This window comes from Streptomyces sp. NPDC045678, from assembly GCF_056432085.1.
Genome location: NZ_JBWKJS010000004.1, coordinates 565,304 through 582,160, shown reverse-complemented (window position 1 = coordinate 582,160; position 16,857 = coordinate 565,304). Strand labels below are relative to the sequence as shown.

Sequence of the window (16,857 nt, the reverse complement as noted above, 5' to 3'; positions counted from 1 at the left end):
GGGTGCATTCGGGAGTTGAGGGGAAGTGAAGCGGTGGACCCCACCGTCGAGCGTCCCGAGGAGCACGAGTGCACGACGACAGACTGCTGGTGGAAGGCCGCCTGGAACGGGCGCTGCGCCAGTTCATCCGTCCCGCCCAGTACACGCGGCGCACGCCGCTGACCCTCTCCGTGTGGCACGCGCCGGGCGAGCCGGTGCCCGTCGGGGCCGCGCTCGAAGCGGAGTACGAGCCCTTCGAGACCGGCACGGAGTGGGGAAGTCCCTGGTCGACCAGTTGGTTCCGGATTCAAGGACAGGTGCCCGACGAGTGGCGTGGCCGCCGGGTCGAGGTCGTGATCGACCCCGGGTTCACCGGCGAGGGACCCGGCTTCCAGGCGGAGGGGCTCGTCTACGACGCGGCGGGCGTCCCCCTCAAAGGCGTTCACCCGCGCAATCGGCATATTCCGGTGGCCTCCCCAGCTCAAGGCGGCGAACCGGTGCACCTACTTCTCGAAGCGGCGGCCAATCCGGCCGTTCTGCACGACTTCGTGCCGACACCCCTGGGCGACGTCCTGACCGCAGGCAATACCCCGATCTACCGATTCGCGTCTGCCGATCTCGCCGTACTGAACGAGGACGTATGGCAGCTGATCCTCGACATCGAGGTGCTCTCCGAGCTCATGCGGGAACTGGACGCCGACCGTCCGCGTCGGCACGAGATCCTGCGCGCCCTGGAGGACATGCTCGACGCGCTCGATCTGCACGACGTACCGGGCACGGCCGCCGCCGCGCGGGCGGAACTCGCCGACGTCCTCGCACGGCCCGCGCACGCCAGCGCCCACCGCGTATCGGCGGCCGGACACGCGCACATCGACTCGGCGTGGCTGTGGCCCCTGCGCGAGACGGTGCGCAAGGCTTCGCGGACCTTTGCCAACGTGACGGCGCTGGCCGAGGAGTATCCGGAGCTGGTCTTCGCCTGCTCGCAGGCCCAGCAGTACGCGTGGGTCAAGGAGCACCAGCCGCACATCTGGGAGCGCATCAAGAAGGCGGTCGCGGACGGCACCTGGGCGCCGGTGGGCTCGATGTGGGTCGAGTCGGACGCCAACATGCCGGGCGGCGAGGCGCTCGCCCGGCAGATCACGCACGGCATGCGGTTCTTCCGCGAGGAGCTCGGCGTCGAGACGGAGGAGATCTGGCTGCCGGACTCCTTCGGCTACACCGCCGCCTTCCCTCAGTTGGCGAAGCTCGCGGGCGTCCGCTGGTTCCTCACGCAGAAGCTGAGCTGGAACCAGTCCAACAAGATGCCGCACCACACCTTCTGGTGGGAGGGCATCGACGGCACCCGCGTCTTCACCCACTTCCCGCCCGTGGACACCTACAACTCGCAGTTCCACGGCGCCGAACTCGCCCACGCAGAACGGAACTTCGCCGACAAGGGACGCGCCTCGCGCTCCCTGGTGCCGTTCGGCTGGGGCGACGGCGGGGGCGGGCCCACCCGCGAGATGATGGAGCGGGCGCGGCGCCTGCGCTCCCTGGAGGGCTCGCCGCGCGTCGAGATCGAGAAGCCGTCGGCGTTCTTCGCGACGGCCCAGGAGGAGTACGGCGCCCAGGCCCCGGTCTGGTCCGGCGAGCTGTACCTGGAGCTGCACCGCGCCACGTACACCACCCAGGCCGCCACCAAGCGCGGCAACCGGCGCAGCGAACACGCCCTGCGCGAGGCCGAGTCGTGGTGCACGGCGGCCGCGGTGCGCGACCCCGCGTACGTCTACCCGTACGACACGCTCGACCGGCTGTGGAAGACGGTGCTGCTGCACCAGTTCCACGACATCCTGCCCGGCTCGTCGATCGCCTGGGTGCACCGGGAGGCCCGCGACACCTACGAGCGGGTCCTGGCCGAGCTCGACGAGGTCACGGCGTCGGCCGTGCGGTCCCTCGGCCCGGGAGGGCCCGCGGTGCTCAACGCCTCGCCGTACGCGCGCAGCGAGGTCGTCGACCCCGGTGACGGCATGCTGGTGCGGGTCGACGTGCCCGCGCTCGGCACGCAGAGCCTCGACGCGGCACGGGACACCGGGGGCGGCGCGGTGGCGCACACCACCGGCGACACGATCCTGCTCACCAACGAGCACCTGAGCGTCACCGTCGACGCCGCCGGGCTGCTCGCCTCCGTCAAGGACCTGGACGCGGGCCGCGAGGTGCTCGCCGCCCCCGGCAACCTCCTCCAGCTGCACCCCGACCACCCCACGCACTACGACGCGTGGGACCTCGACAAGCACTACCGGCGCCGGCACACCGACCTCACCGACGCCGACTCCGTCGAGCTCGTCGAGGACGGGCCGCTGCGGGTCGCGGTGCGGGTGGTGCGGACCTTCGGGGCGTCGCGGATCACGCAGGAGATCCGGCTCGCGGCGGGCAGCAGGCGGCTGGACGTCGTCACGGACGTCGACTGGCGGGAGTCGGAGAAGGTCCTCAAGGCGGCCTTCCCCCTCGACGTGCACGCCGAACGGTCCGCCGCCGAGATCCAGTTCGGCCATGTGCACCGGCCCACGCACGCCAACACGGGCTGGGACGCGGCGCGTTACGAGATCTGCGCGCACCGCTGGCTGCGGGTGGCGGAGGAGGGGTACGGCGTCGCGGTGCTCAACGACGCGACGTACGGCCACGACGTGACGCGCACCGAGCACGGCGACATGCTCGGCACCACCGTGCGTCTCACGCTGCTGCGGGCCCCGCACAGCCCGGACCCGGAGACCGACCAGGGCAGGCACCGCTTCACGTACGCGCTGCTGCCCGGGGCCGCGACCGGCGACGCGGTGGCGGAGGGCCTCGCGCTCAACCTGCCGCTGCGCGTCGCGGACTCCCCCGTCCTTCCGTCACTGGTGGACGTCGACCATCCGGCGGTCACGGTCGAGTCGGTGAAACTCGCCGACGACCGCAGCGGCGACGTGATCGTACGGCTCTACGAGTCGCGCGGCGGCCGGGCGGCGGCCACGCTCAGCACGTCCTTCCCGGTGGCGCGGGCCGAGGTGACGGACCTGCTGGAACGTCCGCTGCACGAGGCGGGGACGGGCGAGACCGGTCTCGCGCTCGCGCTGCGGCCGTTCCAGATCGTCACGCTGCGGCTGCGGCCCGCCTGAGTCCGTGGGCGTGCCGGGGTCGACGGTCGAACGGGCTCACGGCCTCGGTACGTTCCGCAGGTTGGAGCGGGCCATCTGCAGCATCCTGCCCACCCCGCCGTCCAGGACGATCTTGCTGGCGGAGAGGGCGAAGCCGGTCACCATCTCCGAGCTGATCTTGGGCGGGATGGAGAGGGCGTTCGGGTCGGTCACGATGTCGACGAGGGCGGGGCCCTTGTGCGCGAAGGCGTCCTTGAGGGCGCCGGCGAGCTGCTTGGGCTTCTCCACCCGTACGCCGTAGGCACCCGCGGCGCGGGCGACGGCGGCGAAGTCCGGGTTGTGGTTGGCCGTGCCGTAGTTGGGCAGCCCGGCCACCAGCATCTCCAGCTCCACCATGCCCAGCGAGGAGTTGTTGAACAGCACGACCTTCACCGGCAGGTCGTGCTGCACGAGGGTGAGGAAGTCGCCCATCAGCATCGAGAAGCCGCCGTCGCCCGACATCGAGACGACCTGCCGCTTCCGGTCGACGAACTGGGCGCCGATCGCCTGCGGCAGCGCGTTCGCCATCGAGCCGTGGCTGAAGGAGCCGATGATGCGGCGCTTTCCGTTCGGGGTGAGGTAGCGGGCCGCCCACACGTTGCACATGCCGGTGTCGACGGTGAACACCGCGTCGTCGGCGGCGAGGTCGTCGAGGACCGAGGCGACGTACTCGGGGTGGATCGGGACGTGCTTCTCGACCTTGCGCGTGTACGCCTTCACCACGCCTTCCAGCGCGTCGGCGTGCTTCTTCAGCATCTTGTCGAGGAACTTGCGGTTCGACTTCGGCGAGACGCGCGGGGTCAGACAGCGCAGCGTCTCGCGCACGTCGCCCCAGACGGCGAGGTCCAGCTTCGAGCGGCGGCCGAGGCGCTCCGGGCGGACGTCGACCTGGACGATCTTCACGTCGTCCGGCAGGAAGGCGTTGTACGGGAAGTCCGTGCCGAGCAGGATCAGCAGGTCGCACTCGTGCGTGGCCTCGTAGGCGGCGCCGTAGCCGAGCAGGCCGCTCATGCCCACGTCGTACGGGTTGTCGTACTGGATCCACTCCTTGCCGCGCAGGGCGTGTCCCACCGGGGACTTGACCTTCTCGGCGAACTCCATCACCTCGGCGTGCGCGCCCGCCGTGCCGCTGCCGCAGAACAGGGTGATCTTGTCCGCCTCGTCGATCATCGCGGCGAGCTGCTCGATCTCCGCGTCGCCGGGGCGCACGGAGGGACGGGACGTGACCAGCGCGGTCTCGGCGGCCTTCTCCGGCGCGGGCTCGCCCGCGATGTCGCCGGGCAGCGACACGACGCTGACGCCGCTCTGGCCGACGGCGTTCTGGATCGCGGTCTGCAGCAGCCGCGGCATCTGCTTCGGCGTCGAGATCAGCTCGCTGTAGTGACTGCATTCGCGGAACAGCTGGTCCGGATGGGTCTCCTGGAAGTATCCGAGCCCGATCTCGCTCGACGGGATCTGCGCGGCGAGCGCGAGGACCGGGGCCATGGAGCGGTGCGCGTCGTACAGGCCGTTGATCAGGTGGAGGTTGCCGGGGCCGCAGGAGCCCGCGCAGGCGGCGAGGTTCCCGGTGATCTGGGCCTCGGCACCGGCCGCGAAGGCGGCGGTCTCCTCGTGCCGCACCTGGATCCAGTCGATGTCCTTGGTGCGTCGGATGGCGTCCACGACCGGGTTGAGGCTGTCGCCGACGACTCCGTACAGGCGCTTGACGCCCGCGCGGACGAGGATGTCGACGAACTGCTCGGCGACGTTCTGCTTGGCCATGCTGTACGCACCTTCCGACGCTGGTGAACCGTGATTCACCCCGTGTGACCCGTGGACCAGGACTTCACTCGTACTCCTGCGCGGGCATTCCTCCGGTCCATGAATTCACAAGATCGCCGCTCATGCCTCCCAGACCGCGGCGGCCGTCCGGTCGTCGGCGTACCCCTTGACCCTGACCTGGATGTCGGCCAGGAACGCGGCGAGCCCCGGCGGACCGCCCTTCTCCCATCGGCGGGTGAGGTGTTCGGCGAGCTCGGGTTCGCCGCGCAGCGGCTCGGCGAGGCCTTCGCTGCACAGCACGAGCGTGTCACCCGGGCGGGCGACGGAGGCGCGGAAACGGAAGGGGTCGCGGGGCGGCTCGGGTGCCGGTTCGTACGGGCTCGGGGGTGTGGTGATCCCCAGGGCCATGGTGAGCCGGTCGCCCTCCTGCGGCGGCTCGGGCGGGGGCGGCGATCCGAAGCCGACGACGGCCTCGCCGGTGGCGTCGGCGACGCGCGGTTCGATGTCCTGCCACGCGCCGTCGCGCAGCCGGAAGAGGCCGCCCGCGCCGACGCCGAAGAACACGCGCGTACGGCACCGGGGGTCGGCGGGGAGGAGAAGGCAGCGCAGGGACGCGGCGTACTCGTCCGGCTCCAGGCCCAGGTCCACGGCGTGCGCGCGGAGCTTGCCGAGGCTGCGGTCCGTGAGGCGGTGCAGGCCCGACTTCAGGTCGCCGCGCCGGGCGGCCCTGATGTCCTCGGAGAGCCGCAGGTGGCTGCGGCCCACGGCCCGGCCGATCCAGTCGCACGCCTCGGCGGCGGCGCGGTGCGCGCCCGGGGTGGCGCGGGCGCCGGTGGCCATGGCGACGAGCACGAGGGCGTCCTCGCCGGTGCCGAAGCGGGCGGTGAGCAGCGCGTCGCGTCGCGGCTCGCCCCGGTACCGGGCGGAGTCCCCGCGCACGGAGGCGGCACGCAGCGTGCCCGCCCCGTACCGGGCGCCGTCCAGCACGGTGTCGGCGACGAGGTCCCCGAGGTCGTCGGGGTCGGCGGCGGGCAGCACGGTGGGCTCGGCTTCATAGGTGGGCGGTCCGTCCCCTACGTACGGGACCCCGTCGTCGGCCGGTCGCGGAGACGCGCCGGAGGCGGCGGGCGGAGGGAAGGCGGGCGTGCCATCGGCGCCGGGCGGACGTGAGGCGGGCGCGCCGGCGCGGGGTTCTTCCGTGGACGCCGCGGAGTACCCGCCCGTCGCGTCGCGGTCCCCGGCCCCCTCGGCACCACCGCCGCGCTCCCCGGCCGGGAACGTCGACGGACCGGCGGGCGCGGTGGGCGGCGCCCAGGGTGCCGGGGCGGTGAAGGTGGGCGGGGTGCGCGGGGTGCGGGGCGCGGCGGGGTCTTCGGGGGCGGGAGGCGCGGGGTGTTCCGGCCGGCCGGCCGAATCGCGGGCGGCGGGCGGGCCGTGAGGCGGACCCGGCGCGTCGGCCGACGCGCTGCCGCCGCGGGGGCCGTGGGCGGCGGAGGGCTCGGGAGGGCCCGGCCGGTCGGGCGGTGCGTCGTCGCCGCGGGGGGCGGGCGGCCGGACCGGGGTGCGCGGGGGGTTGTCGACGTCGGCGGGGGCATCCGCGCCGCTTCCGGGCCCGGGGCGGGCGTCGGCCGGGTCCCTGGCGGCGGGGTCCGTGGACGGGCGCTGCGTCGGGAAGGATTCCTGGAGCGCGTCCGACGCCGAGGCGTACCGGTCGTCCAGGGTGTCCGGCGCGGGGGCCGGACCCGTGTCCGGCGCGGCGTCGTCGTACAGCTGTCCCCACCAGTCGTCGTCGCGACCGTTGGGCCTGTCCCCCTGCTGGCTCATGCCCCTAATTTTCCACCGCGACGGCCGTACGAAAACGGTGCATCCGGAAATTCCGGCCATCTCGGCGACAACGGAGGCCGCCGGGCGGGCCCACCCCCCACAGGAGGACCGCCCGGCGGGGCCGGTGTGGCTAGCGCACGTCGTAGGCGCGGGCCACGGTCTGTGTGACGGAGTTGCCGTGGGCGTCCGTCAGTTGGGTTCTGAGCCGGACCGGCTTGCCGGAAGCGTCCGCGTGGTTCACGGTCGCGCTCCACTTTCCGCCGTGTTCGGCGGTCTTCGCCGCCGTCCACGTCCGGCCCTCGTCGTACGAGTACGACAGCTTCGCTTTGGTGAGCGTGCCGGGCTCGTAGCCCGCGTGCCCCGTCACGCCGAGTTCAATCCGCTGTCCGTCCTTCGCGGGCAGGGTCTTGAGTCCGTCCTCGGCGATGCCGTACCGCGGGAAGAGCATCGGGATGCCCTGCGAGGCGGCGTTCTCGTCGAGGTGCGAGCGGAACGACCAGGTCGTCTCCGTCGACGTCGACCGCTGCCACACCCGCGAGCCCAGCTTCATGGTGGTGAGGGTGAGTTCGTACGCGGAGTCCTCGGCCGGGACGTCGAACACCCCGGACGGCCAGCCGGACTCCCCGACGACCTCGCCGTCCCGCTCGAGCCGCACGGACCCGATGTCGCCGAAGCTGCCCTGGATCCCGCCGTGCTCGGCGTCGGCCCAGAAGCCCGGGGCCACCCCGATCAGGTTCCCCTGGCGCTCACCGGCGAGCGCGGGCCTGCCCGCGGCGTCGCGGGGCGCGCCCGGTGTGAGGACGCCGTCGTACCAGGTCTCCTCGCGCCGCTCGCCCTTCTCGTACGTGCGCACCGGGTCGATCATGAACTCGCCGTACGGGAAGCTGCTGGACACCTGGTGGCCCCAGCCGGTCGTGCCCGCCGAGTAGTACTCGGTGCGCTTGCCGGGTGCGGGGACCGACGCGAGGCTGCCGAAGTAGATCTCCAGGCCGGTGGGACGGACCGCGGAGGGCAGGTCCACGTAGTCCGCGGCCTGGCCCATCGCACGGTACGTCGCCTCGTTCGCGGCGAGGTCCTTGTCCCGCACGCGGTAGCTGCGGCCGTCGCGGATCTGACCGGTCTCGGGGAACGCGAGGTTGTAGACGTAGGGACTGCTCGCGGTGGCCTGCCACGTCAACTCGACGGCTCCGGAGCCCAGTCGGGACATGATGTGCGCGGCTTCGTCCGGCTCGATGCCGAGGACCGGCAGCGGGGAGCCGGCGAGTCCGGCGGACGGGTACCAGCGGCCGGGTACCGCGCGATGGGCGAGGACGGCGACCGCGCCGGCCTTCCTCGCCTCGGCGGCCACGGTCACCACGTCACCGCTGTCGGGCGCCTCGACCAGGGCGATCTTGCCCTTGACACCCGCGGCTTCGAGCTCCTGCGCGGTGCCGGACTTCGCGTCGACGACGGCGGCCCTGCCTGTCCCGTCGAGGTTGGCGGAGCCGAGGGAGGCGGTCAGGGGGTGCAGCTTCTTGCCGCCCACGACGGCGAGTTCGGAGATCTGGGGCGCCGCGGCGCGCCAGTAGCTGCCGGACTCGAAGGTGCCGTCGGCCGGCTTGCCCTCGACGGATTGGTAGTAGGAGCGGACGGTGCGCGGGCCCGCGGCGGTGCCCGCGTGCAGCCAGTTGTCCTTGCCCCAGGTGCGGGCGAAGGCGAGGGTGGCCCCGCGCACTTCGGACGCCTTGTCCGTCTTGACGGTGAGACGGTGCGCCTTGCGGGCGTCGAGGGTGACCGTGGTGTCCTTCTCCACCTCGACCTGCGGACGGGCGAGGTGGGCGAGGGAGTCGGTGAGCCTCCGGTCGCCGTCGGCGTCCCGGGTGTCGATGAACCCGGTCAGGAAGTAGGAGCCGGGGCGGACTCGGTACGTCTGGTCGTGCGCGCCCTCGTTGAAGCGCCGCTCGCCGGTGGCGGTGTCGGTGCCGATGAGGTCGACGGACGACGCGCCGGCGGCGGGCTCGCCGTCGCGGTCGATCAGCTTCACGCGGAGGCTGACGGTCTCCGGCTGGACGTAGAGGGAGAAGGGCGTGGAGACGCGGACGCCGCCGTTCGCGGTGGCGAGGACGCGTCCGGTGACGTCGCCGTACTGGGCGCGCTTCAGGTCCGCGTCGGGGGTGATCTTCAGCGGCACCTTCACGGTGGTTCCGGCCGGGACGGTGACGGACCTCTGGCCGAGCCGTGCGACGCCGGAGCGGACGGAGGAACCGTCGTTGCCGGTGACACCACCCACCGACAGCCTCAGCTCGACCGTCTTGTCGGTGGTGTTGGTGTAGGGCACGTCGACCGTGGTGCGGTCGGAGGAGTCCTGCGGCCAGCCGAAGCTGCCGCCCTGCACGGCGGGCGAACCGAGCACCTTCTGGTCGATGGCGGCCTTGGCATCGAGACGCCCGCCGCCGGTCTCGCGCGCGTCACCGGGCACACGGCTGTCGGCGGACGAGACGAGGGCCGCCTTGATCTGCCGGGCGCTCCAGTCGCGGTGGCGCTGCTTGACCAGGGCGGCGGCGCCCGCGACGTGCGGGGTCGCCATCGACGTACCGCTCATGGACTGGTACGCGTGGACGCCCCTGCCGCCCGCGGCCGCGGCGGAGATGCCGACGCCCGGCGCGGCGATCTCCGGCTTGAGGGTGTGCGAACCGTACGCGGGCCCGCGGCTGGAGAAGGGCGCGGTGGTGTCGTCGCGGTCGACGGCGCCGACGGTCAGGACGCCGGGCGCGCAGCCGGGCGAGGAGACGGAGTTGAGGGACGGCCCGGTGTTGCCCGCGGCGATGACGAAGAGGGTGTCCTTCGCGGACCGCGCGAGCTCCTCGGTCGCCGTGCTCATCGGGTCGGTGCAGTCGGTCTGCGCGGGGTTGCCGAGGCTCATCGAGACGACGTCGGCCTTCTGGTCGACGGCCCACTGCATGCCCTCGATGATCCAGGAAGTGGCGCCGGACCCGCTGTCGTTGAGTACCTTGCCGTGCAGCAGCTCGGTGCCGGGCGCGACGCCCTTCTTCTTGCCGCCGCTCGCCGCGCCGGAGCCGCCGACGGTGGAGGTGGTGTGGGTGCCGTGGCCCTGCCGGTCCTCGTTGTCCGGCGAGTCGGTGAAGTTCTTCGTCGCGCCGACGCGGCCCTTGAGGTCGGGGTGCCCGGCGTCGGCGCCGGTGTCGAGGACGGCGACCTTGGTGCCCTTGCCGTCGTATCCGGCGGCCCAGGCCTCGGGGGCGCGCACCTGCTTGGTGGACCGGTCGAGGGTGGCCTCGACCTTGGCGTCGAGCCAGAGCTTCTTCAGCTCACCCGCGGCACGGGACCTGGGGTTGGTGATCTCCGCCCAGAAGGCACCCGCCTTCTTCTTGTCGGCTTTCAGGGCGACACCGTCGACGGGTTCGAGGACGGGGCCGCGCTCGGCGCCGCGCGGGGTGGCGGGCACGGCGCGGGCGACGTCGACGGACCTGTCGTAGACGGCGATGAGCGGCAGCTTCTTGGAGTGCGCGTCGTCGTAGCCCTGGCGGACGAGCCCGGTGACGTTGAAGAGCTCCTCGTCGACGAGGCCCTCGGCGAGGGCGTGGACGGCGCCCTCGGGGTAGACGTACAGATCGTTGCCGGACTGTCTGGTCTGGATCAGCGGCGTCGTGCCGTCCTCGGCGGGCAGCGCGGAGGCCCCCGCCCCGTTCTCGCCGTCGGATCCGACCAGGACGCGGTCGCCGGTGACGAGGGTGACGACGGAGCCGCCCTCGCGCTGGGGGCCGCTGCCCACCAGTGGCCTCTTGTCCGCCGCGTTCGCCGTGTTCGCCGTGTTCGCCGTGTCCGTGCGTGGTTCGGCCGCGGACGAGACGGCCGCGGTGACGGCGAGGGCGACGGCGGAAGCCGCCCCCAAGGCCGTACGCGATATCAGGCGCATCGCTCTCCCCAGGTTGGTGGGCATGCGGGCTGCTGTGCAGACAGGCATGCGGAAACACGGCCAACACGACCCAAAGGCCGCAAAGGAGGCCGCGGTTGGTGCTGCGGTGGCGTCACCTTGTCATCGGGACGGGCGGTACGGGGATGATGTCCCCGGGCGGGTTTACGCCGTGGCTGTTTCCCGCCACGGCGCCGCCGGAACGGAGCACTGGGAGGGGCGTCGCCGCATGCTGGCTGCGATAGGTCTGGACGAGACGCACGAGTCGGCGTACCGGGCGCTGGTGTCGGTGGGCGCCGCCGACGTGCCCGATCTCGCGCGCAGGCTCACCCTCGGCGAGCCGGAGACCGAGCGGACGCTGCGCCGCCTGGAGCGGCACGGGCTCGCCGCGCAGGCCTCCGGGAGGGCGGGCCGCTGGGTGGCGGCGCCGCCCGGCGTGGCGCTCGGCGCGCTCCTCACCCAGCAGCGGCACGAACTGGAGAAGGCGGAGCTCGCGGCGACGCTGCTCGCGGAGGAGTACCGCGCGCAGGCCACCGAGCCCACCGTCCACGACCTGGTCGAGGTGGTCACCGGCGCGGCCGCCGTCTCGCAGCGCTTCCTCCAGCTGCAGCTGGGCGCGAGTGACGAGGTGTGCGCCCTCGTCACCGGCAGCCCCGTCGCCATCACCGGTACGGAGAACAGCGCCGAGGAGCAGGCGACGGGCCGCGGCGTGCGCTACCGCGTCGTGGTCGAGCGCACGGTCCTCGACCTCCCGACGGGCCTCGCGGAGCTGTCGGCGGCGATCGGCCGCGACGAGCAGGTGCGGGTCGTGGACCGCGTCCCCACCAAACTGGTGATCGCCGACGGCACGCTCGCGATGGTGCCGCTGACCTCGCGCACGGCGGAGCCCGCCGCGCTGGTCGTGCACGCCAGCGGCCTGCTGGAGTCGCTGACGGGCCTCTTCGAGGCGGTGTGGCGTGAGGCGCTGCCGCTGCGCATCGGCGAGGACGGCGGCACGCTCAGCGAGGACGCGCCGGAGGGCCCGGACGGCACGGACCTGGAGATCCTCTCCCTCCTCCTCGCGGGCCTGACGGACGCGAGCGTCGCGAAACAGCTCGACCTCGGCCTCCGCACCGTCCAGCGCCGGGTGAAGCGTCTGATGGAGCTGACGGGCGTGACGACGCGGCTGCAGCTGGGCTGGCACGCGTACGAACGGAACTGGGTGGCACGCCGGGCGCGGCCCCGCCCCATCCACCAGGACGGCCCGCACCAGGACTAACCTGACCTGCGGTTTCACCGGATCTGCGGCACGCTGGGCAGATGGGAGCGTGGGAACTCCTGCTGGTCGGCGTGGTCATGCTGCTCGGCCTGTGCGGAGTCTTGGTGCCCGGCGTGCCGGGGGCGTGGCTGGTGTGGGCCGCGGTCCTCTGGTGGACGCTGCAGGACCCGAATGGCCTGGCCTGGGGCATTCTGGTCGGCGCGACGCTCGTGCTCCTCGCGGCGCAGGCCGTCCGCTGGCAGCTGCCGCCCCGCCGCCTGCGCGAGAGCGGCGCGACGCGCCGCATGGCGGTCTTCGCCGGGGCCGGCGCGCTGCTCGGCTTCTGCGTCCTGCCGGTGATCGGCGCGCTCCCGGGCTTCGTCGCCGGGATCTACGCCGGGGAACGCCTGCGGCTCGGCGGCCACGGCGAGGCGGTCACGGCGACACGAACAGCCATGCGCATGGGCGGAAGCAGCGTATTGACGGAACTGTTCGCCTGCCTGCTGGTTCTGGGGGCGTGGTTGGGGGCGCTGATTTGGGGGTGAGGGGCGGCTGCCGACGGGGGCTGTGGTGAGGGGTGGGTTCGGGGGCAGCGCTCCGGGTGCGGGGGCTGTTCAGCGGGGGCGGTGGTGGGGGTGGTGGCGGTTCTCGTCGTCGAGGTCGATGTCTATCTGGTCGCGGATGAGCTTGTGCGTGTTGCCCTCGGGGGCGTGCGGGGAGGGGGCGTTCTGGAGGACGGTGGCGGGCGGCTGGTGGTGGCCGGGAGCGCGGGCGGGGAACGCGGCCCCGGTCGTGGCCGCCAGTACGGCCGCCGCGGCCGCGGCTATGACGGCCCGCCGGACGCGACGGACGCGACGGGCGCGACGGGCGCGACGGACGAGCTGGCCGCGCCTGGTGCTTCCGTGGGTCATGGGCCGCACCTCTACCGGTCGGGGGCGGTCGGGACGGTGCCGCAGTCTGCCCCCTTCGGATGAGAGGGCCTCTTATGAGGCGTCGGCGAGGGCGAGGTGGTGCAGCGCGTAGGACCGCCAGGGGCGCCACGCGTCGAGCACCGGCTCCGGCCCGCCGGACAGCGCCACGTCCGGGTCGCCGAGCGCCCGCATCCGGATGACCGAGGCCGTCCGCGCGTCAAACCCCGGCAGGGCCCGCAGCGCCGCCTCCGCGTCATCGCGGTCCGCACCCGCGTCCAGGCGCAGGGAGCCGTCGGCGAGCGCCGTGGCCAGCGCGCCGAGCGTGCCCGGTGCGGCGGCCAGCGCGGCCGGGGCGGGAAAGGTGTGGGTGAGCCCGCCGCACGCGGCGTCGAGCACGGTGCCGTACTCCCGCACGAGGCGCCCCGCACCCTCCCGCCCCACCAACGCGCGTACCGCGAACTCGTCGGGGTCGGCGGTGCCGGGCGACCGCAGTCCTGGCCTCGCGGCGACGAGCGGGGCGAGCCGGGGGTCGGCGCCGAGCCGCTCGTCCACGGCGTACGGGTCGGCGTCCAGATCGAAGAGTCGGCGCAGGCGCTGCACGGCCGTGGTGAGGTCGCGCAGGTCGGTGAGGTGCAGCCGGGCGTCGAGCCAGCCGCCGCGGTGCACGGCGTCACCGGCTGAGTGCGCGCCGGTCCCCGTGCCTTCGTGGTGCGTCTCCTCGACGGCGACGATGCCGGTGCCGTGGGGCAGCCGGAGCGTACGCCGGTAGGTGCGGGCGCCCCGTTCGCCGGTGACCTCCTCGATGCCGGTAACGGTCTCTCCGGCGAGCAGGTCGAAGACGGCGTCGGCGCGGTAGGGGCCGCGGTGGGCGAGGCGGAGCGGGATGCCGGCGGCGGGGGTGGCGCGGGCGGCGCCTCGGCGGGGGGCGGCGGCGCGCAGGGCGGTCGGCGTCAGTGCGTAGACCGTCCTGATCGTGTCGTTGAACTGCCGCACGCTGGCGAATCCGGCGGCGAAGGCGATCTCCGTGACGGGCAGGTCCGTGGTCTGCAGCAGTACGCGGGCGGTGTGCGCGCGTTGCGCCCGCGCGAGGGCGACGGGGCCCGCGCCCAGCTCGGCGGTGAGCTGACGCTGCACCTGCCGGGCGCTGTACCCCAGCCGCACGGCGAGCCCCGGTACCCCTTCACGGTCGACGACACCGTCACCGATCATGCGCATGGCGCGGCCTACGACGTCGGCGCGGACGTTCCAGTCGGCGGACCCGGGAACGGCGTCGGGCCTGCACCGCCGGCAGGCACGGAAGCCGGAGGTCTGGGCGGCGGCCGCGGTGGTGTAGAAGCGGACGTTCTGACGTTTCGGGGTGATGGCGGGGCAGCTGGGACGGCAGTAGATGCCGGTGGTCCGAACGGCGAAGAAGAACGCACCATCGAACCGGGCGTCCCGGCTGCGCACGGCCTCGTACCTGGTCTCTTCATCGATCACGCCTCCATTGTGGGGTGGAGCGGAGGCCGGGGTCTGGCGGAATTCGGACGTGGAGGTGGAGGTGGGGGGTGAGGCGCGGGGTGGCGGGCCCGGGACCCGGGGGGCGAGGGGCGCAGGCCCAGGAGCCCCAGGGGCGCGGGAAACTGCGCGCCCGGCCCCAGCGAACCCGCACCCGCCCGCGGGGCCGAAGCACGCACCCCCGGCAGCGGGGGCCCAGGGGCGCAGCCCCAGGCCTCCGACACCGCCCGGGCTCAGCGCAAGCGCCCCCGCTTGACCTCGAGCGCCGCCCGCCCCTCCGCCCCCCGCAACCGCCACTGCCGCCGCATCTCCGCACGGGCCCGCACGTCCGTCTTGGCGACGATGCGCCGGTTCTCACGGATCAGCTTGCGGTAGCTGTCGAGGCGGCGTTCGGGGAGGACGCCGGACTCGACCGCGTCGAGCACGGCGCACCCCGGCTCCGCACCGTGGGCGCAGTCGTGGAACCGGCACCGTGTCGCCAGTTCCTCGATCTCGGAGAACACCTGTCCTACGCCGCTCTCGGCGTCCCACAGGCCCACTCCGCGCAGTCCGGGCGTATCGATGAGGACCCCGCCCCCGGGGAGCGGGATGAGGTTGCGCGTGGTCGTCGTGTGCCGGCCCTTGCCGTCGACGTCGCGGATGGCCTGCACCTCCATGACATCGGCGCCGGCCAGCGCGTTGGCGAGCGTCGACTTGCCCGCGCCGGACTGACCGAGCAGCACCGACGTGCCGCCGGAGACGACCGCGGCGAGGATCTCGACGCCCTCCCCGGACGTGGCGCTGACGGGCAGCACCTGCACGCCGGGCGCGGCGGTCTCCACGTCCTCGACGAGATGGCCGAGCGTCGCGGCGTCCGGCACGAGGTCCGCCTTGCTGAGCACGACGACCGGCTGCCCGCCGGATTCCCAGCCGAGCGCGAGGAACCGCTCGATCCGCGCGAGGTCGAGCTCCGCGGCGAGCGACACGGCGATGATCGAGTGGTCGACGTTGGCCGCGAGGATCTGCCCCTCGGACCGCTTGGACGAGGTGGAGCGCACGAAGGAGGTGCGCCGCGGCAGATACGTCTGTACGTAGCGGGGATCGGCGCCGTCCGCGTCCACGGCGACCCAGTCGCCGGTGCACACGACCTTCAGCGGGTCGCGCGGGGTGACGAACTCGGTGTCGGCGCGCACGGTGCCGTCGGCGGTGATGACGTCGCACTGCCCGCGGTCCACCCGGGCGACGCGCCCGGGTACGAGACCTCGCGCCGCGTAGAGCGCGAACTCGGCTTCCCAGCCCGCGTCCCAGCCGTACGGGGCGAGGGGATGCGAGGAGAGCGAGGAGGAAGAAGACGAGAAGGAAGACAAGGAAGACAAGGGGGAACCCTTCACAGGGATGGCCCCGGCATCCGCGCACGCTGTCGGCGCGCGGCACAGAGAGAGATCGGATCAGCCGGTGGCCACGGAGGTGGACTTGATGAACTTCCGGATGCGGGCAGCGCCCGTCGCAACGACAGCCATCGGTCAACACCTCCAGATCTGATCCTGCTCAGCCGAACCGGGCGGCGAACGACCGCCTGGCAACACCCCAGACCCTATCCACACCCCCGCCCGAACCACCACCGATTATTTTCCGCCGTCCCCCGCAGTCCCGAACTCCGGCCCACCGCAAGGCCCTTGGACCACCGGCCGCCGTCACGGGCCGCCCCTCAGCCCCCGGCCGTCGGCCGCCGCGCCACGAACACGAACTCCCGCCCCTGCCGGTCCGGGGCGTCGCGGACCTCGTCCACCACGTACCCCTGCGCCACCAGTTCCGCCTCGACCTCCGCGCGCTCACGGAACCGCAGGGTCGAGTCCGATGTCAGCACGTGTCCGTCCGACTCGAAGACGTAGGTCCAGCGGAACGACACCAGCGGTCCGTCCACCGCCGTCACCTCGACCCAGCTCTCGACCGCGCCCGTTCCCGGGACCCGGGTCACGCGGTGCGACGCCTCGCGGGTCCAGTTGTCCCAAGCGCGCCGGGCCGGGACCCTCGTCTCGAAGACCAGACGGCCGCCCGGCCGCAGCGCGTCGCGGGCGGCGCGCAGGGTCTCCCGCCACGCGTCCGGGTCGGTGATCTGCTGGGCGACGTTCGCCGTCATGGTGACCAGGTCGACCTGGAGCGGCGGGCCGGGCGGGAGCGACGGCGCGTCGCCGTGGATCCACCGCACCCGTTCGGCGCCCGGCTTGGCACGGGCGACGTCCAGCGACGCGCCGGCCGGGTCGACGCCCACCACGTCGACGCCGCGCCCGGCGAGCTCCAGTGCGAGGACGCCGGTGCCGCAGCCGATGTCGAGGACCCGGCGCGCGCCGAACTCCTCCGCCATGGCGACGTACGCGTCGAGGTCGGAGCGGTCGGGGTCGAGGACGTCGTAGAGCGCGGCGAGGCGCGGGTGCGCGTACTCCGCGTCGATCGTGTCCGCCTCCGCATCGATCATGTCCGCCTCCGCGTCGATCATGTCCGCCTCCGCATCGATCGTGTCCGCACGGCGAGGGGAGACCGCCTGCCGCCCCGCACGCACTTCACCCGCCCCACGCGCCTCCCGCCACTCGGATGCCGGCACCG

The 16,857-nt window shown here is 73.3% G+C and carries 10 protein-coding genes; 3 read left to right on the top strand and 7 right to left on the bottom strand.

Annotated features, from left to right (window positions below; translation table 11 throughout):
• Positions 1 to 68 precede the first annotated feature (68 nt).
• Positions 69 to 3,113 carry an alpha-mannosidase gene (locus AC07DO_RS17030; protein WP_479060385.1) on the top strand — a complete coding sequence of 1,015 codons (3,045 nt, stop codon included), beginning with the start codon at positions 69 to 71 and terminating at the stop codon, positions 3,111 to 3,113.
• Positions 3,114 to 3,149: 36 nt separating this feature from the next.
• Here the strand turns inward: AC07DO_RS17030 and AC07DO_RS17025 are convergent, their stop codons facing one another.
• The 3 genes from AC07DO_RS17025 to AC07DO_RS17015 form a co-directional block, all read right to left on the bottom strand.
• Positions 3,150 to 4,892 carry a pyruvate dehydrogenase gene (locus AC07DO_RS17025; protein ID WP_479060383.1) on the bottom strand — a complete coding sequence of 581 codons (1,743 nt, stop codon included), beginning with the start codon at positions 4,890 to 4,892 and terminating at the stop codon, positions 3,150 to 3,152.
• A gap of 120 nt (positions 4,893 to 5,012) precedes the next feature.
• Complete coding sequence (locus AC07DO_RS17020; protein ID WP_479060381.1) at positions 5,013 to 6,716, bottom strand: protein phosphatase 2C domain-containing protein; 1,704 nt, start codon at positions 6,714 to 6,716, stop codon at positions 5,013 to 5,015.
• A gap of 130 nt (positions 6,717 to 6,846) precedes the next feature.
• Positions 6,847 to 10,632: a S8 family peptidase gene (locus tag AC07DO_RS17015; protein ID WP_479060722.1), complete on the bottom strand. Its 3,786-nt coding sequence runs from the start codon at positions 10,630 to 10,632 to the stop codon at positions 6,847 to 6,849.
• A 226-nt stretch (positions 10,633 to 10,858) separates the two neighbouring features.
• On the opposite strand from AC07DO_RS17015, the gene AC07DO_RS17010 reads away from it, so the two are divergent.
• Complete coding sequence (locus AC07DO_RS17010) at positions 10,859 to 11,887, top strand: helix-turn-helix domain-containing protein (protein ID WP_479060379.1); 1,029 nt, start codon at positions 10,859 to 10,861, stop codon at positions 11,885 to 11,887.
• 41 nt (positions 11,888 to 11,928) lie between these two features.
• Positions 11,929 to 12,411, top strand: coding sequence for a DUF456 domain-containing protein (locus AC07DO_RS17005; protein WP_479060377.1), 483 nt, complete (start codon positions 11,929 to 11,931; stop codon positions 12,409 to 12,411).
• A gap of 69 nt (positions 12,412 to 12,480) precedes the next feature.
• Here AC07DO_RS17005 and AC07DO_RS17000 read toward each other — a convergent pair whose 3' ends face one another.
• The 4 genes from AC07DO_RS17000 to AC07DO_RS16985 form a co-directional block, all read right to left on the bottom strand.
• The gene (locus AC07DO_RS17000) at positions 12,481 to 12,777 is read right to left on the bottom strand and encodes a hypothetical protein (protein ID WP_479060375.1); all 297 of its coding nucleotides are present in this window, start codon (positions 12,775 to 12,777) and stop codon (positions 12,481 to 12,483) included.
• 72 nt (positions 12,778 to 12,849) lie between these two features.
• On the bottom strand, positions 12,850 to 14,253 hold the full coding sequence (locus AC07DO_RS16995) for a DNA-3-methyladenine glycosylase 2 family protein (protein ID WP_479060721.1): 1,404 nt from the start codon (positions 14,251 to 14,253) through the stop codon (positions 12,850 to 12,852).
• Positions 14,254 to 14,507: 254 nt separating this feature from the next.
• On the bottom strand, positions 14,508 to 15,629 hold the full coding sequence (rsgA, locus tag AC07DO_RS16990) for a ribosome small subunit-dependent GTPase A (protein ID WP_479060373.1): 1,122 nt from the start codon (positions 15,627 to 15,629) through the stop codon (positions 14,508 to 14,510).
• Between the two features lie 332 nt (positions 15,630 to 15,961).
• Positions 15,962 to 16,729 carry a class I SAM-dependent methyltransferase gene (locus tag AC07DO_RS16985; protein ID WP_479060720.1) on the bottom strand — a complete coding sequence of 256 codons (768 nt, stop codon included), beginning with the start codon at positions 16,727 to 16,729 and terminating at the stop codon, positions 15,962 to 15,964.
• Positions 16,730 to 16,857 lie beyond the last annotated feature (128 nt).